Here is a 15868-nt window from a genome sequence, read left to right on the forward strand (position 1 = left end):
CACCGCAGCTCCATCAAGTGTCGTGACTCGCCGGTGCGTCGTCGCGCCCCGCACGTGGCCCGTTCGCCGCACGGTGGTGCCGGTTCGCCGCATGCCCGTCCCCACCGGCTGAACACTCCGGCCGAGCGGCGCTCGCGCGGGCACTCTGCCTTCCGTCACCCAGTCACCCACGGAGGCACCCCATGCCGCGCAGGTCCTTTGTTTCCTCGTTGCTCGCCCTTGGTCTGACGTTCGCTCCTGCCCTCGCAAGCGCTGGCGAAGGTGCCGAATGCGCCCAGGGCAAGCTGTCGCTCCAGTCCGTCGTCGACAAGCACCTCCAGGCCATGGGCGGCAAGGCGCGCCTCAAGGCCGCGAAGACCTACCAGTTCACCGTCGTCGCCACGGAGGGCAGCACCGTCACGACCACGAACGTGCGGCGTGCCCGCCCCAACCTCATGCGCCACGACACGGACAAGAACGGCACATCCTTCACCAAGATGTTCGACGGCAATCAGGGCTGGACGGTGGAGGGCTCTGCCGCGCCACAGCGGCTGGACAAGGAGAAGAACACGGCGCTGGCCGAGGGCGCGCACTTCGATGACGCGCTGCTGGACCCGAAGGCCCAGGGCGTCTCGCTGGCGATGGACGGCGCGGACGACGTGAACGGCACTCCCACGTTCAAGCTGGTCCTCACCCGTGGCACCACCACCCAGGTTCGCTTCATCGACCAGAAGTCCTTCCTGGAAGTGCGCCGCACCTACGCCGGAATCCATGCGGGCAAGGCGTACAACAAGGCCATCACCTTCTCCGACTTCCGCGGCGTGGACGGCATCATGGTGAGCCACCGCGTGAAGTGGGAGGGCGACGGCCAGCAGGGCGAGAAGGTCATCCAGGGCGCTCGCTATGACGCGCCCATCGAAGCCTCCGTCTTCAAGCTGTCGCCCCCGCGCAGCTAGCTGTTCCCCATGCCCGTGCTCCCGAGGGTGCTCAGCGCACCCTCGGGAGTGCCCGGTCTGGGCACTCCACCTCCCTCATCCATGTCTGGCGTATGGCCACTTCTTCCGTCCTCCTTCTCGCGCTCATCGCCACGTCCGTTCAGTCCGAGCTCCCTCCTGTCGCCGCGCCATCCAGGGTGGAGGACGCGATGCTCGCCCCTGTTCCACCCGCCGCGCAGCAGGTGAAGACCTGGGACGAAGCGCTGGCCCTGGTGCGTGAGCGGTCCACGGACCTGCGCGGCGTGGAGGCAGGGGTGCGGCGTGCGAGTGGCCGGTGGCGCCAGGCGCTGTCGGTGCTGCTGCCCAATGCACGCGTCCAGGCCAGCGTGGCCCTGGACGTGCTCAACCCCGACACTCCCGCGGTGAACCCGGGACAGGGGACGGGGGCTGGCGTGAGCGGGCGCACGCCCACGGTGCCACTGGGGACCGTCTCCGCGACGCTGACGCAGTCGCTGGTGGACCTGAGCGCGTGGCGAGGGCTGTCGTCGGCCCGGGCCTCGGAGGCGGGCGCGGTGGCGAGCCTCCAGGACGTCCGGCGTCGCCTCACGCTGGGCCTGGCCCAGGCGCTGGTGGCCACCGTCGCCGCCGAGCGCGCCGCCGAAATCAACCGAGTGGGCCTGCGGCGGGCCCTGGAGAGCGAGGCCCTCACCCAGCGCATCTTCGAACTGGGCGCGGGCACTCCCTTGGACGTGGTGCGCGTGAGTCAGGACGTGGCGGTGGCGAGGAGCGTGCTCATCGCCGGTGACGAGCAGCTGCGACAGGCTCGCGAGTCGCTGGGGCTCTCACTGGGCTTCGGCCACGCGGTGGGGGTCGACCCGACCTTCAACCTCCAGGGGTTGGTGGAGCAGACACGCCAGGACTGCGCGCCGCTGGAGCGCCTGGACGCGCGCGCGGATGTGTTGGCGGCGCGGGCACAGGTGGAGTCCGCGCGCGACAGCCGGCGTCAGGCCTCCGCGGGCTACCTGCCCACGCTGGGCGTCTCCAGCACCCTCTTCGGTCTCACCACGGACCCGGGCTTCGGTCGGTTCGCTACCTGGAATGTCGCCGCCGTGCTGTCGGTGCCCCTCTGGGAGGGAGGCGGACGCGAGGGCCTGGTGCGTGAGCGCACGGGCATGGAGGAGCAGTCCGCCGCGGCGCTGGAGGGCGCGCACCGCGACGTGGCCCTGGAAGTGGCCCAGGCACGGCGCGGTGTGGAGGTCGCCGAGGCGCTGGTGAAGACGGCTGTCGAGTCGAGAGCGCTCGCGGAGCGGACCGACACGCTCACCCGCCGTTCTTTTGAAGTGGGCCGTGGCAGCAGCCTCGAGCTGGTGCAGAGCGGAGCGGCCCTCCGCCAGGCGGAGCTGAACCTGGTGCTGCGTGAATTCGAGCGAGTCCAGGCACGCCTGGCCGCATTCCTGACGGAGGCCCGGTGCGACTGGTGAAGTGGGTGCGTCCCCTCAAGGCGCTGAAGAAGTCGGTGTGGCGTGTGGTGGTGCTGTCGGCGGTGGCGGGCTGCTCGGGTCAGAAGGCGGCTCCGGCGGCGCCTCCGCCTCGCGAGGTGGCGGTGGTGGTGCTGGCGCCCCAGGAGGTGCGGGACACCAGCGAGTACCTGGGCTCACTGCTGTCGCGGCGAAGCGTGACGGTGCTGCCGCAGGTGGCGGGCTCTGTGCGCCGCATCCCCGTGCGCCCCGGACAGCAGGTCGCGGAAGGCGCGCCACTGGTGGAGGTGGACGCGAGAGAGGAGTCGGCGGCGCTCGACAGCGCCCAGGCCCAGCTCAGCGCGTCACAGGTGAACCTGGAGCTGTCGCGCCGCACGCTGGCCCGTACGGAGGCGCTCCATGGGGAGGGCCTCGCGAGTGTGCAGGAGCTGGAGGGCGCCCGGGCCCAGGTGCAGGCCGCCGAGGCCGCCGCGCGCTCCTCCGTCGCGCAGGTGACGCAGCGTCAGGTGCAGCTCCAGCTCAACGTGGTGCGTGCCCCCTTCGCCGGCACCGTGGGTGACGTGCTGGTGCGCGTGGGAGACTTCGTCAGCGCCTCCACGGAGTTGACCAGCGTGGCGCAGGCGGACGTCCTCGAAGTGAGCGTCTCCGTGCCGTCATCCCGCGCGCGCTCGATGAAGCTGGACACGGTGCTGGAGGTCCTCGACGCCCAGGGCAGGGTGGTGCTCACCAGCTCCGTCTTCTTCATCGCGCCCCAGGCCGACCCGCGCACCCAACTGGTGGAGGTGAAGGCCGCCTTCCGCAACACCGTCGGCCTGCGCCCCAGCGAGTTGGTGCGCACGCGCATCGTCTACTCCCACCGTGACGCCCTGCAGATTCCGGCGCTCGCGGTGGTGCGCCAGAGCGGCCAGCCCTTCGCGCTGGTGGTTCAGGAGCAGGAGGGCCGGACGGTGGTGGCGCGCCGGCCCATCACCCTCGGTGCGCTGGGGGACAGGACCTACGTCGTGGAAGGAGGCCTCAAGGCGGGAGACCTCGTGGCCGTCTCGGCCATCCAGGCCCTGCGCGACGGCATGCCCGTGACGGTGAAGGCCACCGCATCCGCACCGCGCGCGGAGGCCGTGAAGAACGACCTTCGCGAGAGCCGTCGCTGAACCCAGGGGACTCAAGCGCACCATGTTCATCGACTTCTTCATCCGCAGGCCCGTCTTCGCCATCGTCTGCTCCATCCTGCTGACGCTGGTGGGGGCCATCGCCATCCCGACGCTGCCCATTGCTCAATACCCGGACCTGGCACCCCCGCAGGTGACGGTGACGGCCAACTATGTCGGCGCCAGCGCCGAGGTCGTGGAGAGCGCCGTCACCATCCCGCTGGAGCAGGAACTCAACGGCGTGGAGGGCATGCGCTACATCACCTCCACCAGCAGCAACGACGGCTCAAGCCAGATCGTCATCACCTTCGAGTCCACACGCGACATCGAGGTGGCCGCCGTCGACGTGCAGAACCGGGTCAGCCGCGCGGCCTCGCGCCTGCCCTCGCAGGTGAACCAGACGGGCATCGTCGTCAACAAGGCCTCCAGCCAGATTCTGCTGTCCGTGGCGCTCTTCAGCCCGGACGACCGCTACGACGTGAAGTTCCTCAGCAACTACGCCGACGTGAATCTCAAGGACGCCATCAAGCGCGTGCGAGGCGTCGGTGAAGTCCGCATCTTCGGCGAGCGCAAGTTCTCCATGCGCCTGTGGTTGGACCCCACGGAGCTGGCGCGGCGCAAGCTCACCCCGCAGGACGTGACGCGTGCGTTGCAGGAGCAGAACCTCCAGGTGGCCGCGGGCCAGGTGGGCCAGCCTCCGTCCGCGGCGGACCAGCCCTACCAACTCTCTGTGCGGGCCCGAGGGCGACTGGTGGAGCCGGAGGAGTTTGGTGACATCGTCCTGCTGCGCCAGCATGACGGCAAGAGCGTCCGGGTGAAGGACGTGGGCCGCGTGGAGATGGGCGCGGAGAACTACAGCACGCTCTTGCGCTTCGACGGGAAGCAGGCGGTGGGAATCGTCACCTTCCAGTTGCCCACCGCCAATGCCCTGGACGTGCGTGACGCCGTCTTCAAGGAACTGGAGCGGTTGTCCACGCAGTTCCCTCCGGGCATGACGTACCGGACGGGCACGGACACCACGCTCGCGGTGCGCGCCACCGTCCATGAGGTGCTCCGAACCTTGGTGGAGGCGGTTGTCCTCGTCATCCTCGTCATCTTCCTGTTCCTGCATGGCTGGCGCAGCGTGCTCATCACCGCCCTCACGCTTCCCGTCTCGCTGGTGGGCACCTTCGCCTTCGTGCGGTTGATGGACTTCTCCATCAACACCCTCACCTTGTTCGGCCTCACCCTGGCCACGGGCCTCGTCGTCGATGACGCCATCGTGGTCATCGAGAACATCGAGCGGCTCATGGTGGAGCGGAAGCTGTCGGCCGCGGAGGCCGCTCGCGAGGGCATGAAGGAGGTGGCGGGCGCGGTCATCGCCATCTCCATCGTGCTGGTGGCGGTGTTCGTCCCGGTGGCGCTCTTTCCTGGCACCACGGGCGCCATCTACCGCCAGTTCGCGCTGACCATCGCCGCCTCGGTGGCGCTCTCCACCTTCTGCGCCTGCACGCTCACTCCCGCCTTGAGCGCGCGGATGCTCGTGCACCACACAGGGGAGAAGTGGTGGCTCTTCCGGCAGGTGGACACGGTGCTCGACGGGATTCGAGTCGCCTATGGCCGGAACCTGCGAAGGCTGCTGAAGCGCCCGGTCATCATCCTGGTGGCGTTCTTCCTGTGCCTCGGCGCCACGTTGGCGCTCGTGCGAGCCACGCCCAAGGGCTTCATTCCCGACGAGGACCAGGGCTACCTCCTGGTCTCCGTGCAGGGGCCGGAGGGGACGTCGCTGGCCGAGACGGAGAAGGTGATGGAGCAGGTGGAGGCGGTGCTGAAGGCGCAGCCCGAGGTGCGCGCCATCTTCGCCAACGGTGGTTTCTCCTCTCAGGGCACGGGCCCCAACATGGCCAGCATCTTCGTCCCGCTGAAGCCGTGGGACGAGCGGCCGGGGAAGGACCAGTCCGTGGCCGCGCTGGTGGAGCGGCTGCGCGGGCCGTTCGGGCGCATCGACGGCGCGCGGGTGATGCCCTTCCAGCCTCCGGCCATCCGGGGCGTGGGCAGCGTCGGCGGCTTCCAGTTCATGGTCGAGGACGTCGCCGGCACCTCCTCGCTGGACCAGCTCGCCGCCACGGTCCAGGAGTTGATGGCGAAGGGCAACGAGGAGGGCCGGTTGCGCGGCGTCTTCACGGGCTTCAACGCGGACACACCGCTGCTGGACGTGGAGGTGGACCGGCAGATGGCCAAGGCGCTGGGGGTCCCCATCGAGCAGATTTTCAGCACGATGCAGGTCTACATGGGCAGCCAGTACGTCAACGACTTCAACTACGCGAACCGCTCGTACCGCGTCTATGTCCAGGCCGAGCAACAGTTCCGCGACAGCCCGAATGACATTGGCGCCTTCTACGTGCGCAGCGACAGCGGAGAGATGATTCCGCTGGAGTCACTGGTGAAGGTGGCGCCCACGGTCTCCGCGCAGGGCATCCGCCACTACAACCTCTTCCGCGCGGTGGAGCTGAGCGGTCAGGCCGCGCCGGGGGTGTCCTCCGGTCAGGCCATGGATGCGATGGAGTCACTGGCCGCGCAGGTCCTTCCGCAGGGGATGAGCGCGGAGTGGACGGGCATCAGCCTGGAGCAGCGGCAGAGCGGTGGGGAGACGCTGGTCATGTTCGGACTGGGGCTGCTGTTCGTGTTCCTCGTGCTCGCGGCGCAGTACGAGAGCTTCACCCTTCCGCTGGTCATCATCCTCTCCGTGCCATTGGCCATCCTGGGGGCGCTGGGGTTGCAGTGGATGCGAGGGTTCGCCAACGACGTGTTCTGTCAGTTGGGGCTCGTCATGCTGGTGGGCCTGGCAAGCAAGAACGCCATCCTCATCGTGGAGTTCGCGGAGCAACTGCGCGAGAGCGGCAAGAGCGCCGTCGACGCGGTGGTGGAGGCCGCGGAGGTCCGCCTGCGCCCCATCCTGATGACGTCGTTGGCCTTCCTGCTGGGCGTGGTGCCGCTGATGACCGCGGAGGGCGCGGGCGCCGCCTCGCGCAACTCGCTGGGGACGGCCGTGTTCGGCGGCATGCTCGTGTCCACGGTGGTGAACTTCGCCTTCATCCCCGGCCTCTATGTGCTGATGCAGAAGCTGCGCGGCGAAGCGCGGCGTCCCGTCGGGGCTCCCGGTGACGGGGCTCGGCGGGAGACGAGGTTGGCCGAGGGCCAGGGCTGACCGTTCACGCATCGCCCGCGCCTTCTTCAAATCAGCGTCGCGCTGCACTAGAACGTCACGACTCCCAGGAGTCCCCACGCGTGCAGCCCACTGCCCCCCGACGTCGAGAGCCGCTGGAGCCGCACCGCTCATGGTGGTCGCGGTTCCTGGACTTCATGGAGCTGGACTCGCCCGAGGGGCGGTGGGGACTGGGGCTCGTGGTCGGCCTGCTCATCATCGGCTTCTGGCCGCTGCTGCTGCTGGCGGTCCTCGACGTGAGCGGCACACCCCGCAAGGTGCTGGTGGCCCTGGGGCCCGCATCCATCTGCCTGGGCCTGGCCCTCCTCATCCTGGTGTGCGGCCACCGGTATGGCGAGTCGCTCCGGTGGTCGCGCGGCCAGACGTGGGGGCTCGCGGCGCTGTTCCTGGGACTGGGCCTGCTCGGCGGCGTGGGCCTCTGGTTCAGCGAGAGCTGAGGACGCGCGAAAGACGCCTCAGCCCTGCTCCGCGCCCTCGAAGGTGAGCTTCGCCTTGTTCATCACGTGCTCCACGGCGAGCAGGTACCAGGCCAGCTCGGTCAGTCGCTTCGTCGTCTCCGGCGACTCGCGCAGGGCGGCGTGGGTGTCCTCCGCGGTGAGCCCGAAGGGCGCCGTGTGGTCGCGGATCAACTGCTCCAGCTTCTCCGGCGTGAGCTGAAGCTTCTCCGCCTCGGTGACGGCCTTCAGCACGATGCCAATGTGCAGCCGGCGCTCGGCGTCCGCGCGCGTGGTGGCGTCCGTCAGCCAGCCCTGGAGCGCCTCCCGCTGCTCGTCGACGTCGAACTGGTGCTCGACCAGGGACTGTCCCTCGGCCTGGACCCAGCGGCGGCGCAGCTCCTCGTCCACCAGCGCGCGGGGCAGCTCCACCGGTGCACGCCGGGCCACCTCGTCCAGCACCATGTCCCGGGCTCGCACCCAGAGTTCCGCCGCGCCCTCGTCCTCCAGCTTGTCACGGAGGTGGAGCAGCACCTCTTCCAGGGTGCCGCCCATCCCGAGCTGCTCGAGGAACTCCGGGCTGCTCTCCGGCAGCATCGTCACCTGATGCGCGCCGACGACGTCCACGAGGAAGCGCGCGGGCTTGCCGCGCAGGGCCTCCACTGGATAGGTGTCCGACAGCTCCAGGGCGATCTGCATGGACTCGCCCACCTTCCCGCCCTCCTCCACGGCCTCGCAGAACCCGGGCAGCGCCTCGATGGGCGCCAGCTCCGTCTTCATGCCGAAGCGCGCGGAGAAGGGGATGAGGTGCCCATCGCAGTACCCCACGATGTTGAGCTGCACCTCGTCGCCCATCTCCAGCGACTCGCCCGGTTGACGCTCGCGCGTGGTGGCCAGGGCGCGGCGCTTCTCGTGGAAGGCGCGCAGGAGGTCTTCTTGCGTCAGGTCGTCCGGGGTGGGGACGAGCACCGAGATTCCTTCCAGGGAGGGGGCCGCCACGCTGGGAAGCGTGAGGGCCTCCTCGGAGACGGTGCTCACCACCGGGCTCATCTTGAGAAGCCGCTCGACTCCCCGACCAGGTCCTTGAGTCCGTTGCTTGCTGCTCACGAATGCTCCCGGGAGATAGGCGTGCCAGCGTCCGCGCCAATGGGGGGAAAAGCGACGGCTCGGCATGGACCAGGGCATAGTCCAGCCGAGCCGCTCTGACAAACCCCGAAGGGAGGGGCGCTGATTAGAAGAAGGCGCCCACGATGCTGGACACCGTGGAGACCGCGGCGCCGACCTGGCTGACAATCGGGATGTTGGTGGCCGCGGCGATGGAGCCCACGGCGGTGATGACAGACGTCACCTTCTTGCCCGTGCTCGCGTTCTTGTCCATCAGCGTCGCGCCCGCGTTGGCCACGTCGACCGCCGCGATGGCCACGTTGACGCCCGGAGCGAACCGGCCCAGCGCCTTGGCGGCGGTGGTGCCAGCGGCCTTCGCGCCCTGCTTGAGGGCGGCCTCACCGACCTCCGTGCCAACCTCCTTCAGCGCGGCCTTGGCGGCCTGGCGCGTGCCGCTGCCCAGGATGCCCTCGGCCAGCGTGCCGCCCGTCTTCGCCACGTCCGCGGCGACGTTCTTGGCGGCCTTGGTGATGCCGCTCGCCGTGGCGCCCTCGAAGACGCCCTTGGTGGCGACGTTCTTGACGGCCTTGAGCACGTCGTCGCTGGCGTTGGGGAGCTTGCTCTTGAAGGCGTCGACGGCCTTCTTGCCGGCCTCCAGCTTGTCCTTGAAGACGGTGCCGCCGAGCACGCCGCCCATCACCTTGCCGCCGACGATGCCGCCCGTCGCGGCGGTGAGGCCGGCCTTGGTCGCGTCCAGCGTCGAGCGCGTGGCGCTGATGATGTCGTCCTTGCTACCGGTGCGGATGGCCTGGCGGATGTCCTTGACGGCCGTGGCGCCCGACAAGAGCGCGCCGGGGATGCCCGCGTGGCGCGCGAAGGCCTTCATGTTCGCGCCCAGCTTGGTCAGGCCCTTGAACTCGCCCTTGGCGTAGGTGGGGTTGCTGACGAAGTCGAGGTTCTTGCCCGTCAGCAGGCCCTCGGCGCCCTTCTTGATGTTCTTGATCTGCTGGAAGGCGTCCTTGCCGAAGCCGAAGGCCTTCGCGCTCTGGGTCGCGACCGCGGTCCCGCCCTTGATGAGCTCCTTGTTCTCCTGGACGGTCTTCTGCACGTCCTGGACGGTCTTCTGGACGTTGGTGCGGACGGTGTTGAGCGTCTTGCGGATGTCGAAACCCATGGGGGGCCTCACGATAAATTGGATGGAACCTGCAGGGATTATCGGGATCACCGGGCAAGAGTTGCGTCGGTCGGGCCTTCATCGCGAACCCCGCGAACACGGCAGGCCCGAGTCCGCAGGCCCTTGGAATCATTGGGCTCTTGAGCAAGCCGCGGGGGGTGGACATCACCCCATTGACGAGAAAAGACCCGGCGAATATTGAACGCGTTCAAATTTGAACGGGTTCAATATGTCCCTGCGTGAGCGAGCCAAGAGCGACAAGTGGGAGCGGATCCGCGCCGCTGCGAAGCGGCTGTTCGTGGAACGCGGGTACGCGGGCACGACGGTGCGAGCCATCGCCGAGGAGGCGGGCGTCGCGACGGGCACGGTGCTGGTGTACGGCGAGACGAAGGACGCGCTCCTGCACGAGCTGTGGCGCGCGGAGGCGATGCCGCTGGTCGAGCAGGCCGTGTCGTCCCTGCCGGACGGCGCCTTCGTGGACCGGTGCATGCACCTGTTCACACCGCTCCTGGCGCACTACGCCTCGCAGCCCGAGCTGGCCCGCGCCGTGGTGAAGGAGCTGCCGTGGCTCACGGGCGCCGCCGAGTCGCTGCACCGGCCCGCGCTGGCGAGGTTGGTCGGCGCGCTGGCGCGAATCGTGGACGAAGCGAAGGCGAGCGGAGAGCTGCGCGCGGACGTGGAACTCCAACTGGCGGCGGAGCTTGTCTTCTCCGTGTACCACGCGGCGGTGCTGCGCATGCTCTCGCCGCTGACGAACTCGACGGGGGCCGAAGCGAGGGACGTCCTGCGCCGCACCCTGGCCACGCTGCTCGTCGGACTGGGTTCCAGGAGGTCGTCGTGAAGGTGCTGATTGTCGGCGGTGGAATCGGTGGGCTCGCGCTGGGCGCGGCCCTGGCGCGTCGTGACGTGGAGGCCGACCTCATCGAGCGGCGGCCCTCCTACGAGGACGAGGGCGCGGGCATCGTGCTCGGCCCCAATGTGATGTCGGTGATGAAGGGGCTTGCGTTGCACGAGGCCGTCGTCGCCGCCGGGCATCCGGTGGGCCTGGCCCGAATCACGGACGCCTCTGGCCGCGTGCTCCAGCAGACGGCGTACGCGATGCCGGACATGCCGCTCCCGGCCACGGCCATCCACCGCAACGAGCTGCTTCGGGTCCTGCGTGCCGCGTCCCCCGCGCCGCGACACGGCGTGACGGTCGCGAGCCTGGAGCGCGGCGCGGACGGCGTGGACGTGGTGTTCTCCGACGGCACGGCGGGTCGCTATGACGTCGTGGTCGGCGCGGACGGCATCCGCTCCACCGTGCGGGCCCATGTCCCCGGCGCCGACGTGCCCTCGCGCTACTCCGGCTACACGTGCTGGCGCCTCGTGGTCGACGGGCACTTCGGGGACGGCGTGGTCGAGATGTGGGGCCGGGGAAAGCGCGCGGGCGTGGTGCCGCTGGGAGCAGGGAAGTCGTACGTGTTCCTCACGCTCAATGCTCCGCGTCGCGCGCCTCCGCCGTGGAAGGACCTCGCCGGCTTCCGGGCCCTGTATGCCGAGTTCGCGGACCCGGCCCGCTCCGCGCTGGCGGCGTTCGAGCGGCTGGAGGGGCTGCGGCACAACGACATCGAGGATTGCTCCGCGCCGCGCTGGTGGAGTCCCGGCGTCGTGCTGCTCGGCGATGCCGCCCACGCCGTGACGCCCAACCTGGGGCAGGGTGCGGGGCTCGCCATCGAGGACGCCGCCGCGCTCGCGCACCTCCTCGTGACGCAGGGCCCCACGGACGCGGCGCTGGCCCGCTACGAGAGCTTCCGTCGCCCGCGCGCGGAGCGGATCCGCGACCGCTCGTGGATGCTCGGGAAGGTCGCCCAGTGGGAGAGCGGCCTCGCGCGAAGCCTGCGCGACGTGGCGATGGCGTGGACGCCGGAGTCGGTGGCCCGCGCGGAGCTCGAGAAGGTCGTCCGCGACATGCCTGGCGTGCCCGTCGGCTGAGTCGTGGCGTGGCGTGGGCCCTTCCGCGGCCGTGGTGTTTCACGCCCACCCTTGCAGGACCGCAGTTCAATGCCTAACTCCCTCCGGCGATCCAGGAACCTGGATCTTCGTACCGTGAGCGGGAGGCATTTTTGTCGAATCGCGACCCCGAAGAGCTTCTGACGCCGAGCGAAGCCGGGCATGTCCTGGGCCTTTCGCCCGACACGGTGCGTGTGCTCTGCGACAAGGGCCGCCTGCCGGCGCTGCGCACCATGAGCGGGCGACGGCTCGTGCGCCGAGGCGACGTCGAGCGTCTGGCGGAAGAGCGTCAGCGCAATGCGCGGCCCAAGGCTCGGGGCCGCGAAGTGTGACGCCCTGCTTCTCGTCACCTCATGGGATGGCGGGACGAGGACGCCGAAGCGAGTGACAGCGGATTGGCTTGGGGCTGCTCGCATGCGCCCGGACTGGATGGCCCGTGACCGAGAAGCGTGAGCAGCCTCAGAGAACCGAGACCGTCCATCCGCCCGACTGTGAGGCGGCGGTGCTCTTCGAGGTCCTCTGGTCGGCGTTGGCCGACCTGCTGGGAACGCCGGCCACGGCGACCCTCATCCGTCGCAGCTTGAAGCACGCCGCGAGAACCGTGCCCGAACTCCAAGGCATCTCCGTCAGCCGGGAGCGCTTCGAGTACCACCTGTTCCTTCCCCCCGAATGGAAGGCCGGCACCGCCGGAACGCTGGACGGCCTGCGCGAAGTCGCACGCGAGCTGCAGCCGCTCCTGCGGGAGCTCACGGGCCCCGTGGTCCTTCGCAGGCTCCGCGGGATTCCCGAAATCGAGCGCTGTCGTCTGTTTCCTCCAGAGGATGAGTCATGATCGCCAAGAAGACCTCTCTCGAGTCCGAGACCACGGGTGACGTGGCGCTGGACCGGATTCTCGGAGGCGGGATTCCCGCCCGCTCCATGGTGGTCATCGCCGGCGAGCCGGGGTCCGGAAAGACGGTCCTGACGCTCCAGATGCTCTTCCATGCGGCGCGTCAGGGAAAGAAGTGCCTCTACTTCACCACGCTCTCCGAGCCGGCCCTCAAGGTCATCCGCTACATGCAGTTGTTCGACTTCTTCGATGTCGAGCTGCTCGACAAGCAGGTCATCTTCGTCGACCTCGGTGCGTGCGTGCGCCAGGGCGCGGAGCGGACGCTCGCGGAGATAGAGGCGCGCGTCGAGAAGCATGAGCCGGACTTCGTGGCCATCGACAGCTTTCGCGCCATCGGCGAGCTCCTCCAGAACCAGGGTGGGGGGGCGCGTCCGTTCATCTATGACCTCGCGGTCCAGACGGCGAGCTGGGGCGCGACGACGCTGCTCGTCGGCGAATACACGCGGGAGGAGTTCCCCGTCTTCGCCGAGTTCGCGGTGGCCGATGGCATCATCCGTCTGGGCAGCGAGCGGCAGGAACTCACCTCGGTGCGCGAGCTGGAGGTGCTCAAGCTGCGGGGCGCGGGCTACACGTCGGGCCGGCACTTCTTCGACATCAGCAAGGCGGGCGTCTCGTTCTACCCTCGCGTGAGCACTCCTTCGGACACCCAGGTCCAGCCCAGCGCGGACCCGGGGGCGCGCGCCACCATGGGCGTCGAGGGCCTGGATGACCTGCTGGGTGGCGGACTCCCGAGCGGGAGCGCGACGGTGATTCAGGGCGGAACGGGCAGCGGAAAGACGCTGCTCAGTCTCCAGTTCCTCATCGAGGGGGCTCAGCGGGGTGAGAAAGGCGTCCTCTTCACGCTCGAGGAGACTCCCGACCAGCTTCGCTCGATTGCGCGCAGCGTGGGTTGGGATCTGGCCGCGCTCGAGGAGCAGGGGAAGCTGGTCATCAAGTACACGTCACCCGTGGAGCTGTCGACGGACCGCTTCCTCTATGAGGCTCGCAAGGAGGTGAGCGCGCTGGGGGCCACCCGAGCGGTGTTCGACAGCCTGACCACCATGTCCCTGGGGGTGCCCTCGGACCGTCGCTACAAGGAGATGGTCTACGCCATCGCGAAACACATGCGCGGCGCGGGCGTCACGCTCCTGATGACGGTCGAATCCGAGCAGCTATTGGGCACCGCGGTCATCTCGGGGCACGGGGTCTCCTTCATCGCCGACAACCTCATCCAGCTGCGCTACGTGGAGATAGGCAACAAGCTGGAGCGGGCCATCTCGGTGCTCAAGGCGCGCGGCATCAAGCACAACTCCGAGCTTCGGTCTATGACCGTGGGCTCGGACGGCTTGAAGGTGACCTCGGGGCGCTTCAAGGACCTGCGCGGTGTTCTCACCGGCCTTCCCACCCGGGAGCCGAGGGAGAGCCCATGAGCGCGGAGTACGACGCCGAGCTTGGTCGCATCGCGCGGACCCTCTCCGAGATTGCGCGCACGCTCGAATCGGCCGACAGGGCGGATGAGCGGGTCCAGCGCACGCTGGAGCTGACGCGGGTGCTCATTCCCTACCGGCGATGCGCGCTCCTGAAGGCGTTCTCAGGCACTTCGTACACGCTGGTCGTGGTGCCGGAGCCGCCCGCCTCGGAGCGGGGGGCGCTGCTGTCGACCCTCACCCGGCTCTTCCGCCTCATCGCGCACGCCGACGAGATTGGCCGCTCGTCCGATGCGCATCCGCATCTGACTTTGCCCTTGATGGGATTGGACGAGGTCATCGGCCTGGTTCGCATGGAGCCCTCCGAGGACATCTCCTACGACGTGCAGCATCTCCGGTTGCTCTCGGTCATCACGGCGCAGCTCGGCGCCTACCTGACCATGATCAAGCTTCGCGACGAGGACGCGCAGCGGACACGGGAGCTCGCCGCGGCCCATGACTTCCAACAGATCCTCGTGGGGGTCGTCAGCCACGACCTACGCAATCCGCTCTCGGTCATCACCACCGTTGCCTCCCACCTCCTGCGCAAGACGGAAGACCCCCAGCGGGCGAAGGCCATCGAGCGAGCACTGCGGAGCGCGGAGAGAGCCAACCTCATCATCAACGACCTCCTGGACGTCACCCATGCGCGAGTGACCAGTCACCTGCCCGTGTCCCGGCAGCGCATCGACCTCCTGGCGCTCCTCAGGGAGGCCCTCGACGACCTGGGCCTGTCCCATCCCGGGCGGGAGATTCAGTTGGTGGCGACGGAGGTGGTCGTCCTCGGCGACTGGGACCCTGGCCGCCTCACGCAGGTGGCCACCAACCTCATCACCAACGCCCTGCAGTACGGAGCGGAGCGAGCGCCCGTCCGCGTCACACTCCGGGCGGAGGCTGACGAGGTCGTCTTCGCGGTGCACAACCGGGGACCCGTGATTCCGGATGACCTGGTGCCGGTGCTGTTCAATCCCTTCCGACAGGGCCAGCACGCGCAACGGCGCGTGGCGGGCGGAGGGTTGGGCCTCGGGCTCTACATCGTCGAGCAAATCGTTCGAAGCCACGGAGGAACGGTCTCCGTGCGTTCTTCTGAAGCAGAGGGGACGACCTTCACGGTGGTGCTCCCCCGGTCGATGACGGGTCAGCGTGCGAGTGAGGATGCTCCCGCGCGGAGCGCGAGTCATGGGCAGGAGCTTGCGTCCATGGAGCGTGGGAACGCCGGTTCAACCACGGTGATGGTCGTCGAGGACGAGGACGAGGTCCGGCTCGGTATCTCGGAGATTCTGGAGGGCAGGGACTACAAGGTGGTTCCCGCGTCGAACGGCCAGGTGGCGCTCGAGCTGCTCCGACAGGGCCTGCGCCCAGGTCTCATCCTCCTGGACATCCGGATGCCCGTCATGGATGGCGAGACGTTCTACAACGCCTGTCGTGCAGACCCCGCGCTCTCCTCGATTCCGCTGTTGATTCTCTCCGCGGATGCCGCCACCGCCGTGAAGCTGACTCGAGGTGGGGCCTCGGGCTTTCTGGCCAAGCCCGTCCAGCCGGAAACCCTGCTCCGCGCCATCGAGACCTTCTCTCAATAGCTGTCGCGAGGAGGGGGCGTGCGCCCTTCGAGGCTCTCTCGAAGGGCGGCACGCTCCTCCCAGGTGCCTACTGCTGCGGCGCGACGGCGGAGGGGTCCATCCAGAAGCTCTCCCACTGGTGCCCGTCCAGGTCCTCGAAGCTGCGCTGGTACATGAAGCCCTGGTCCATCTTCTCCTTGGACTCCTTGGCGCCCGCCGCGAGCGCCTTCTCCAGCAGCGAGTCGACGGCGGCCCGGCTGTCCACGGTCAGGGCGATGATGACCTGGGTCGTCTTCGTGGCATCCGCGACCTCCTTCTTGATGAAGCCCTTGAAGTAGGGCTTCACCAGCAGCATCGCGTAGATGTCCTCGCTGATGACCATGCACGTCGCGTTGGCGTCGGTGAACTGGGGGTTGAACGTGTAGCCCAGCTTCGTGAAGAAACCGACGGCGCGGTCCAGCGACTCGACGGGGAGGTTGACGAAGATCTTGGTGCCCATGGTGCGTCTCCTTCAGAGGGGTGGATGAGGTGA

14 protein-coding genes are annotated in these 15868 nt (G+C 68.7%); 11 read left to right on the plus strand and 3 right to left on the minus strand.

Annotated elements, in window-relative coordinates:
* The first annotated feature begins 182 nt into the window (after positions 1-182).
* The 5 genes from HR086_RS01825 to HR086_RS01845 all read left to right on the plus strand — a co-directional run bounded on the left by HR086_RS01825 (position 183) and on the right by HR086_RS01845 (position 7179).
* Positions 183-935 (plus strand): hypothetical protein, encoded by a 753-nt coding sequence (locus HR086_RS01825; RefSeq protein WP_174463922.1) that lies wholly within the window; start codon positions 183-185, stop codon positions 933-935.
* Between the two features lie 92 nt (positions 936-1027).
* Positions 1028-2395, plus strand: coding sequence for a TolC family protein (locus tag HR086_RS01830; protein WP_174464671.1), 1368 nt, complete (start codon positions 1028-1030; stop codon positions 2393-2395).
* A complete protein-coding gene (locus HR086_RS01835) occupies positions 2392-3540 on the plus strand; it encodes an efflux RND transporter periplasmic adaptor subunit (protein WP_174463962.1) in 1149 nt (382 codons plus the stop codon). Before HR086_RS01830 ends, HR086_RS01835 begins: the two co-directional genes overlap by 4 nt.
* Before the next feature lie 22 nt (positions 3541-3562).
* Positions 3563-6724 carry an efflux RND transporter permease subunit gene (locus HR086_RS01840; protein WP_174464672.1) on the plus strand — a complete coding sequence of 1054 codons (3162 nt, stop codon included), beginning with the start codon at positions 3563-3565 and terminating at the stop codon, positions 6722-6724.
* An 80-nt stretch (positions 6725-6804) separates the two neighbouring features.
* Positions 6805-7179, plus strand: a complete 375-nt coding sequence (locus HR086_RS01845) for a hypothetical protein (RefSeq protein WP_246136909.1) — start codon at positions 6805-6807, stop codon at positions 7177-7179.
* An 18-nt stretch (positions 7180-7197) separates the two neighbouring features.
* On the opposite strand, the gene HR086_RS01850 is transcribed toward HR086_RS01845, so the two are convergent.
* Together HR086_RS01850 and HR086_RS01855 are read right to left on the minus strand one after the other, a co-directional pair.
* Positions 7198-8226 (minus strand): peptidylprolyl isomerase, encoded by a 1029-nt coding sequence (locus tag HR086_RS01850; RefSeq protein ID WP_174464673.1) that lies wholly within the window; start codon positions 8224-8226, stop codon positions 7198-7200.
* A gap of 181 nt (positions 8227-8407) precedes the next feature.
* Entirely contained in the window at positions 8408-9454 is a 1047-nt protein-coding gene (locus HR086_RS01855) for a hypothetical protein (RefSeq protein WP_174456309.1), read from the minus strand.
* A 229-nt stretch (positions 9455-9683) separates the two neighbouring features.
* On the opposite strand from HR086_RS01855, the gene HR086_RS01860 reads away from it, so the two are divergent.
* The 6 genes from HR086_RS01860 (at position 9684) to HR086_RS01885 (ending at position 15357) form a co-directional block, all read left to right on the plus strand.
* The gene (locus HR086_RS01860; RefSeq protein ID WP_174464674.1) at positions 9684-10295 is read left to right on the plus strand and encodes a TetR/AcrR family transcriptional regulator; all 612 of its coding nucleotides are present in this window, start codon (positions 9684-9686) and stop codon (positions 10293-10295) included.
* Positions 10292-11425 (plus strand): FAD-dependent monooxygenase, encoded by a 1134-nt coding sequence (locus tag HR086_RS01865; RefSeq protein ID WP_174463918.1) that lies wholly within the window; start codon positions 10292-10294, stop codon positions 11423-11425. The genes HR086_RS01860 and HR086_RS01865 overlap by 4 nt, the downstream gene beginning before the upstream one ends.
* A 131-nt stretch (positions 11426-11556) precedes the next feature.
* Positions 11557-11775: a helix-turn-helix domain-containing protein gene (locus HR086_RS01870; RefSeq protein WP_217440864.1), complete on the plus strand. Its 219-nt coding sequence runs from the start codon at positions 11557-11559 to the stop codon at positions 11773-11775.
* A 104-nt stretch (positions 11776-11879) separates the two neighbouring features.
* On the plus strand, positions 11880-12275 hold the full coding sequence (locus HR086_RS01875; RefSeq protein ID WP_141640335.1) for a hypothetical protein: 396 nt from the start codon (positions 11880-11882) through the stop codon (positions 12273-12275).
* A complete protein-coding gene (locus tag HR086_RS01880; RefSeq protein WP_141640334.1) occupies positions 12272-13741 on the plus strand; it encodes an ATPase domain-containing protein in 1470 nt (489 codons plus the stop codon). The genes HR086_RS01875 and HR086_RS01880 overlap by 4 nt, the downstream gene beginning before the upstream one ends.
* Positions 13738-15357: an ATP-binding protein gene (locus HR086_RS01885; protein WP_174464675.1), complete on the plus strand. Its 1620-nt coding sequence runs from the start codon at positions 13738-13740 to the stop codon at positions 15355-15357. The genes HR086_RS01880 and HR086_RS01885 overlap by 4 nt, the downstream gene beginning before the upstream one ends.
* A 67-nt stretch (positions 15358-15424) precedes the next feature.
* Here the strand turns inward: HR086_RS01885 and HR086_RS01890 are convergent, their stop codons facing one another.
* Positions 15425-15835, minus strand: a complete 411-nt coding sequence (locus HR086_RS01890) for a VOC family protein (RefSeq protein WP_141640332.1) — start codon at positions 15833-15835, stop codon at positions 15425-15427.
* Between the last annotated feature and the right edge of the window lie 33 nt (positions 15836-15868).

The sequence above is a fragment of the Myxococcus sp. CA039A genome, assembly GCF_013336645.1.
Lineage (GTDB): Bacteria > Myxococcota > Myxococcia > Myxococcales > Myxococcaceae > Myxococcus > Myxococcus llanfairpwllgwyngyllgogerychwyrndrobwllllantysiliogogogochensis.

What these genes read in the sequence shown, in the direction of transcription:
- HR086_RS01825 (WP_174463922.1), top strand. Translation starts at nt 183, where the DNA reads ATGCCGCGCAGGTCCTTTGTTTCCTCGTTGCTCGCCCTTGGTCTGACG.
- HR086_RS01830 (WP_174464671.1), top strand. Translation starts at nt 1,028, where the DNA reads ATGGCCACTTCTTCCGTCCTCCTTCTCGCGCTCATCGCCACGTCCGTT.
- HR086_RS01840 (WP_174464672.1), top strand. Translation starts at nt 3,563, where the DNA reads ATGTTCATCGACTTCTTCATCCGCAGGCCCGTCTTCGCCATCGTCTGC.
- HR086_RS01850 (WP_174464673.1), bottom strand. Translation starts at nt 8,226, where the DNA reads ATGAGCCCGGTGGTGAGCACCGTCTCCGAGGAGGCCCTCACGCTTCCC.
- HR086_RS01855 (WP_174456309.1), bottom strand. Translation starts at nt 9,454, where the DNA reads ATGGGTTTCGACATCCGCAAGACGCTCAACACCGTCCGCACCAACGTC.
- HR086_RS01860 (WP_174464674.1), top strand. Translation starts at nt 9,684, where the DNA reads ATGTCCCTGCGTGAGCGAGCCAAGAGCGACAAGTGGGAGCGGATCCGC.
- HR086_RS01880 (WP_141640334.1), top strand. Translation starts at nt 12,272, where the DNA reads ATGATCGCCAAGAAGACCTCTCTCGAGTCCGAGACCACGGGTGACGTG.
- HR086_RS01885 (WP_174464675.1), top strand. Translation starts at nt 13,738, where the DNA reads ATGAGCGCGGAGTACGACGCCGAGCTTGGTCGCATCGCGCGGACCCTC.
- HR086_RS01890 (WP_141640332.1), bottom strand. Translation starts at nt 15,835, where the DNA reads ATGGGCACCAAGATCTTCGTCAACCTCCCCGTCGAGTCGCTGGACCGC.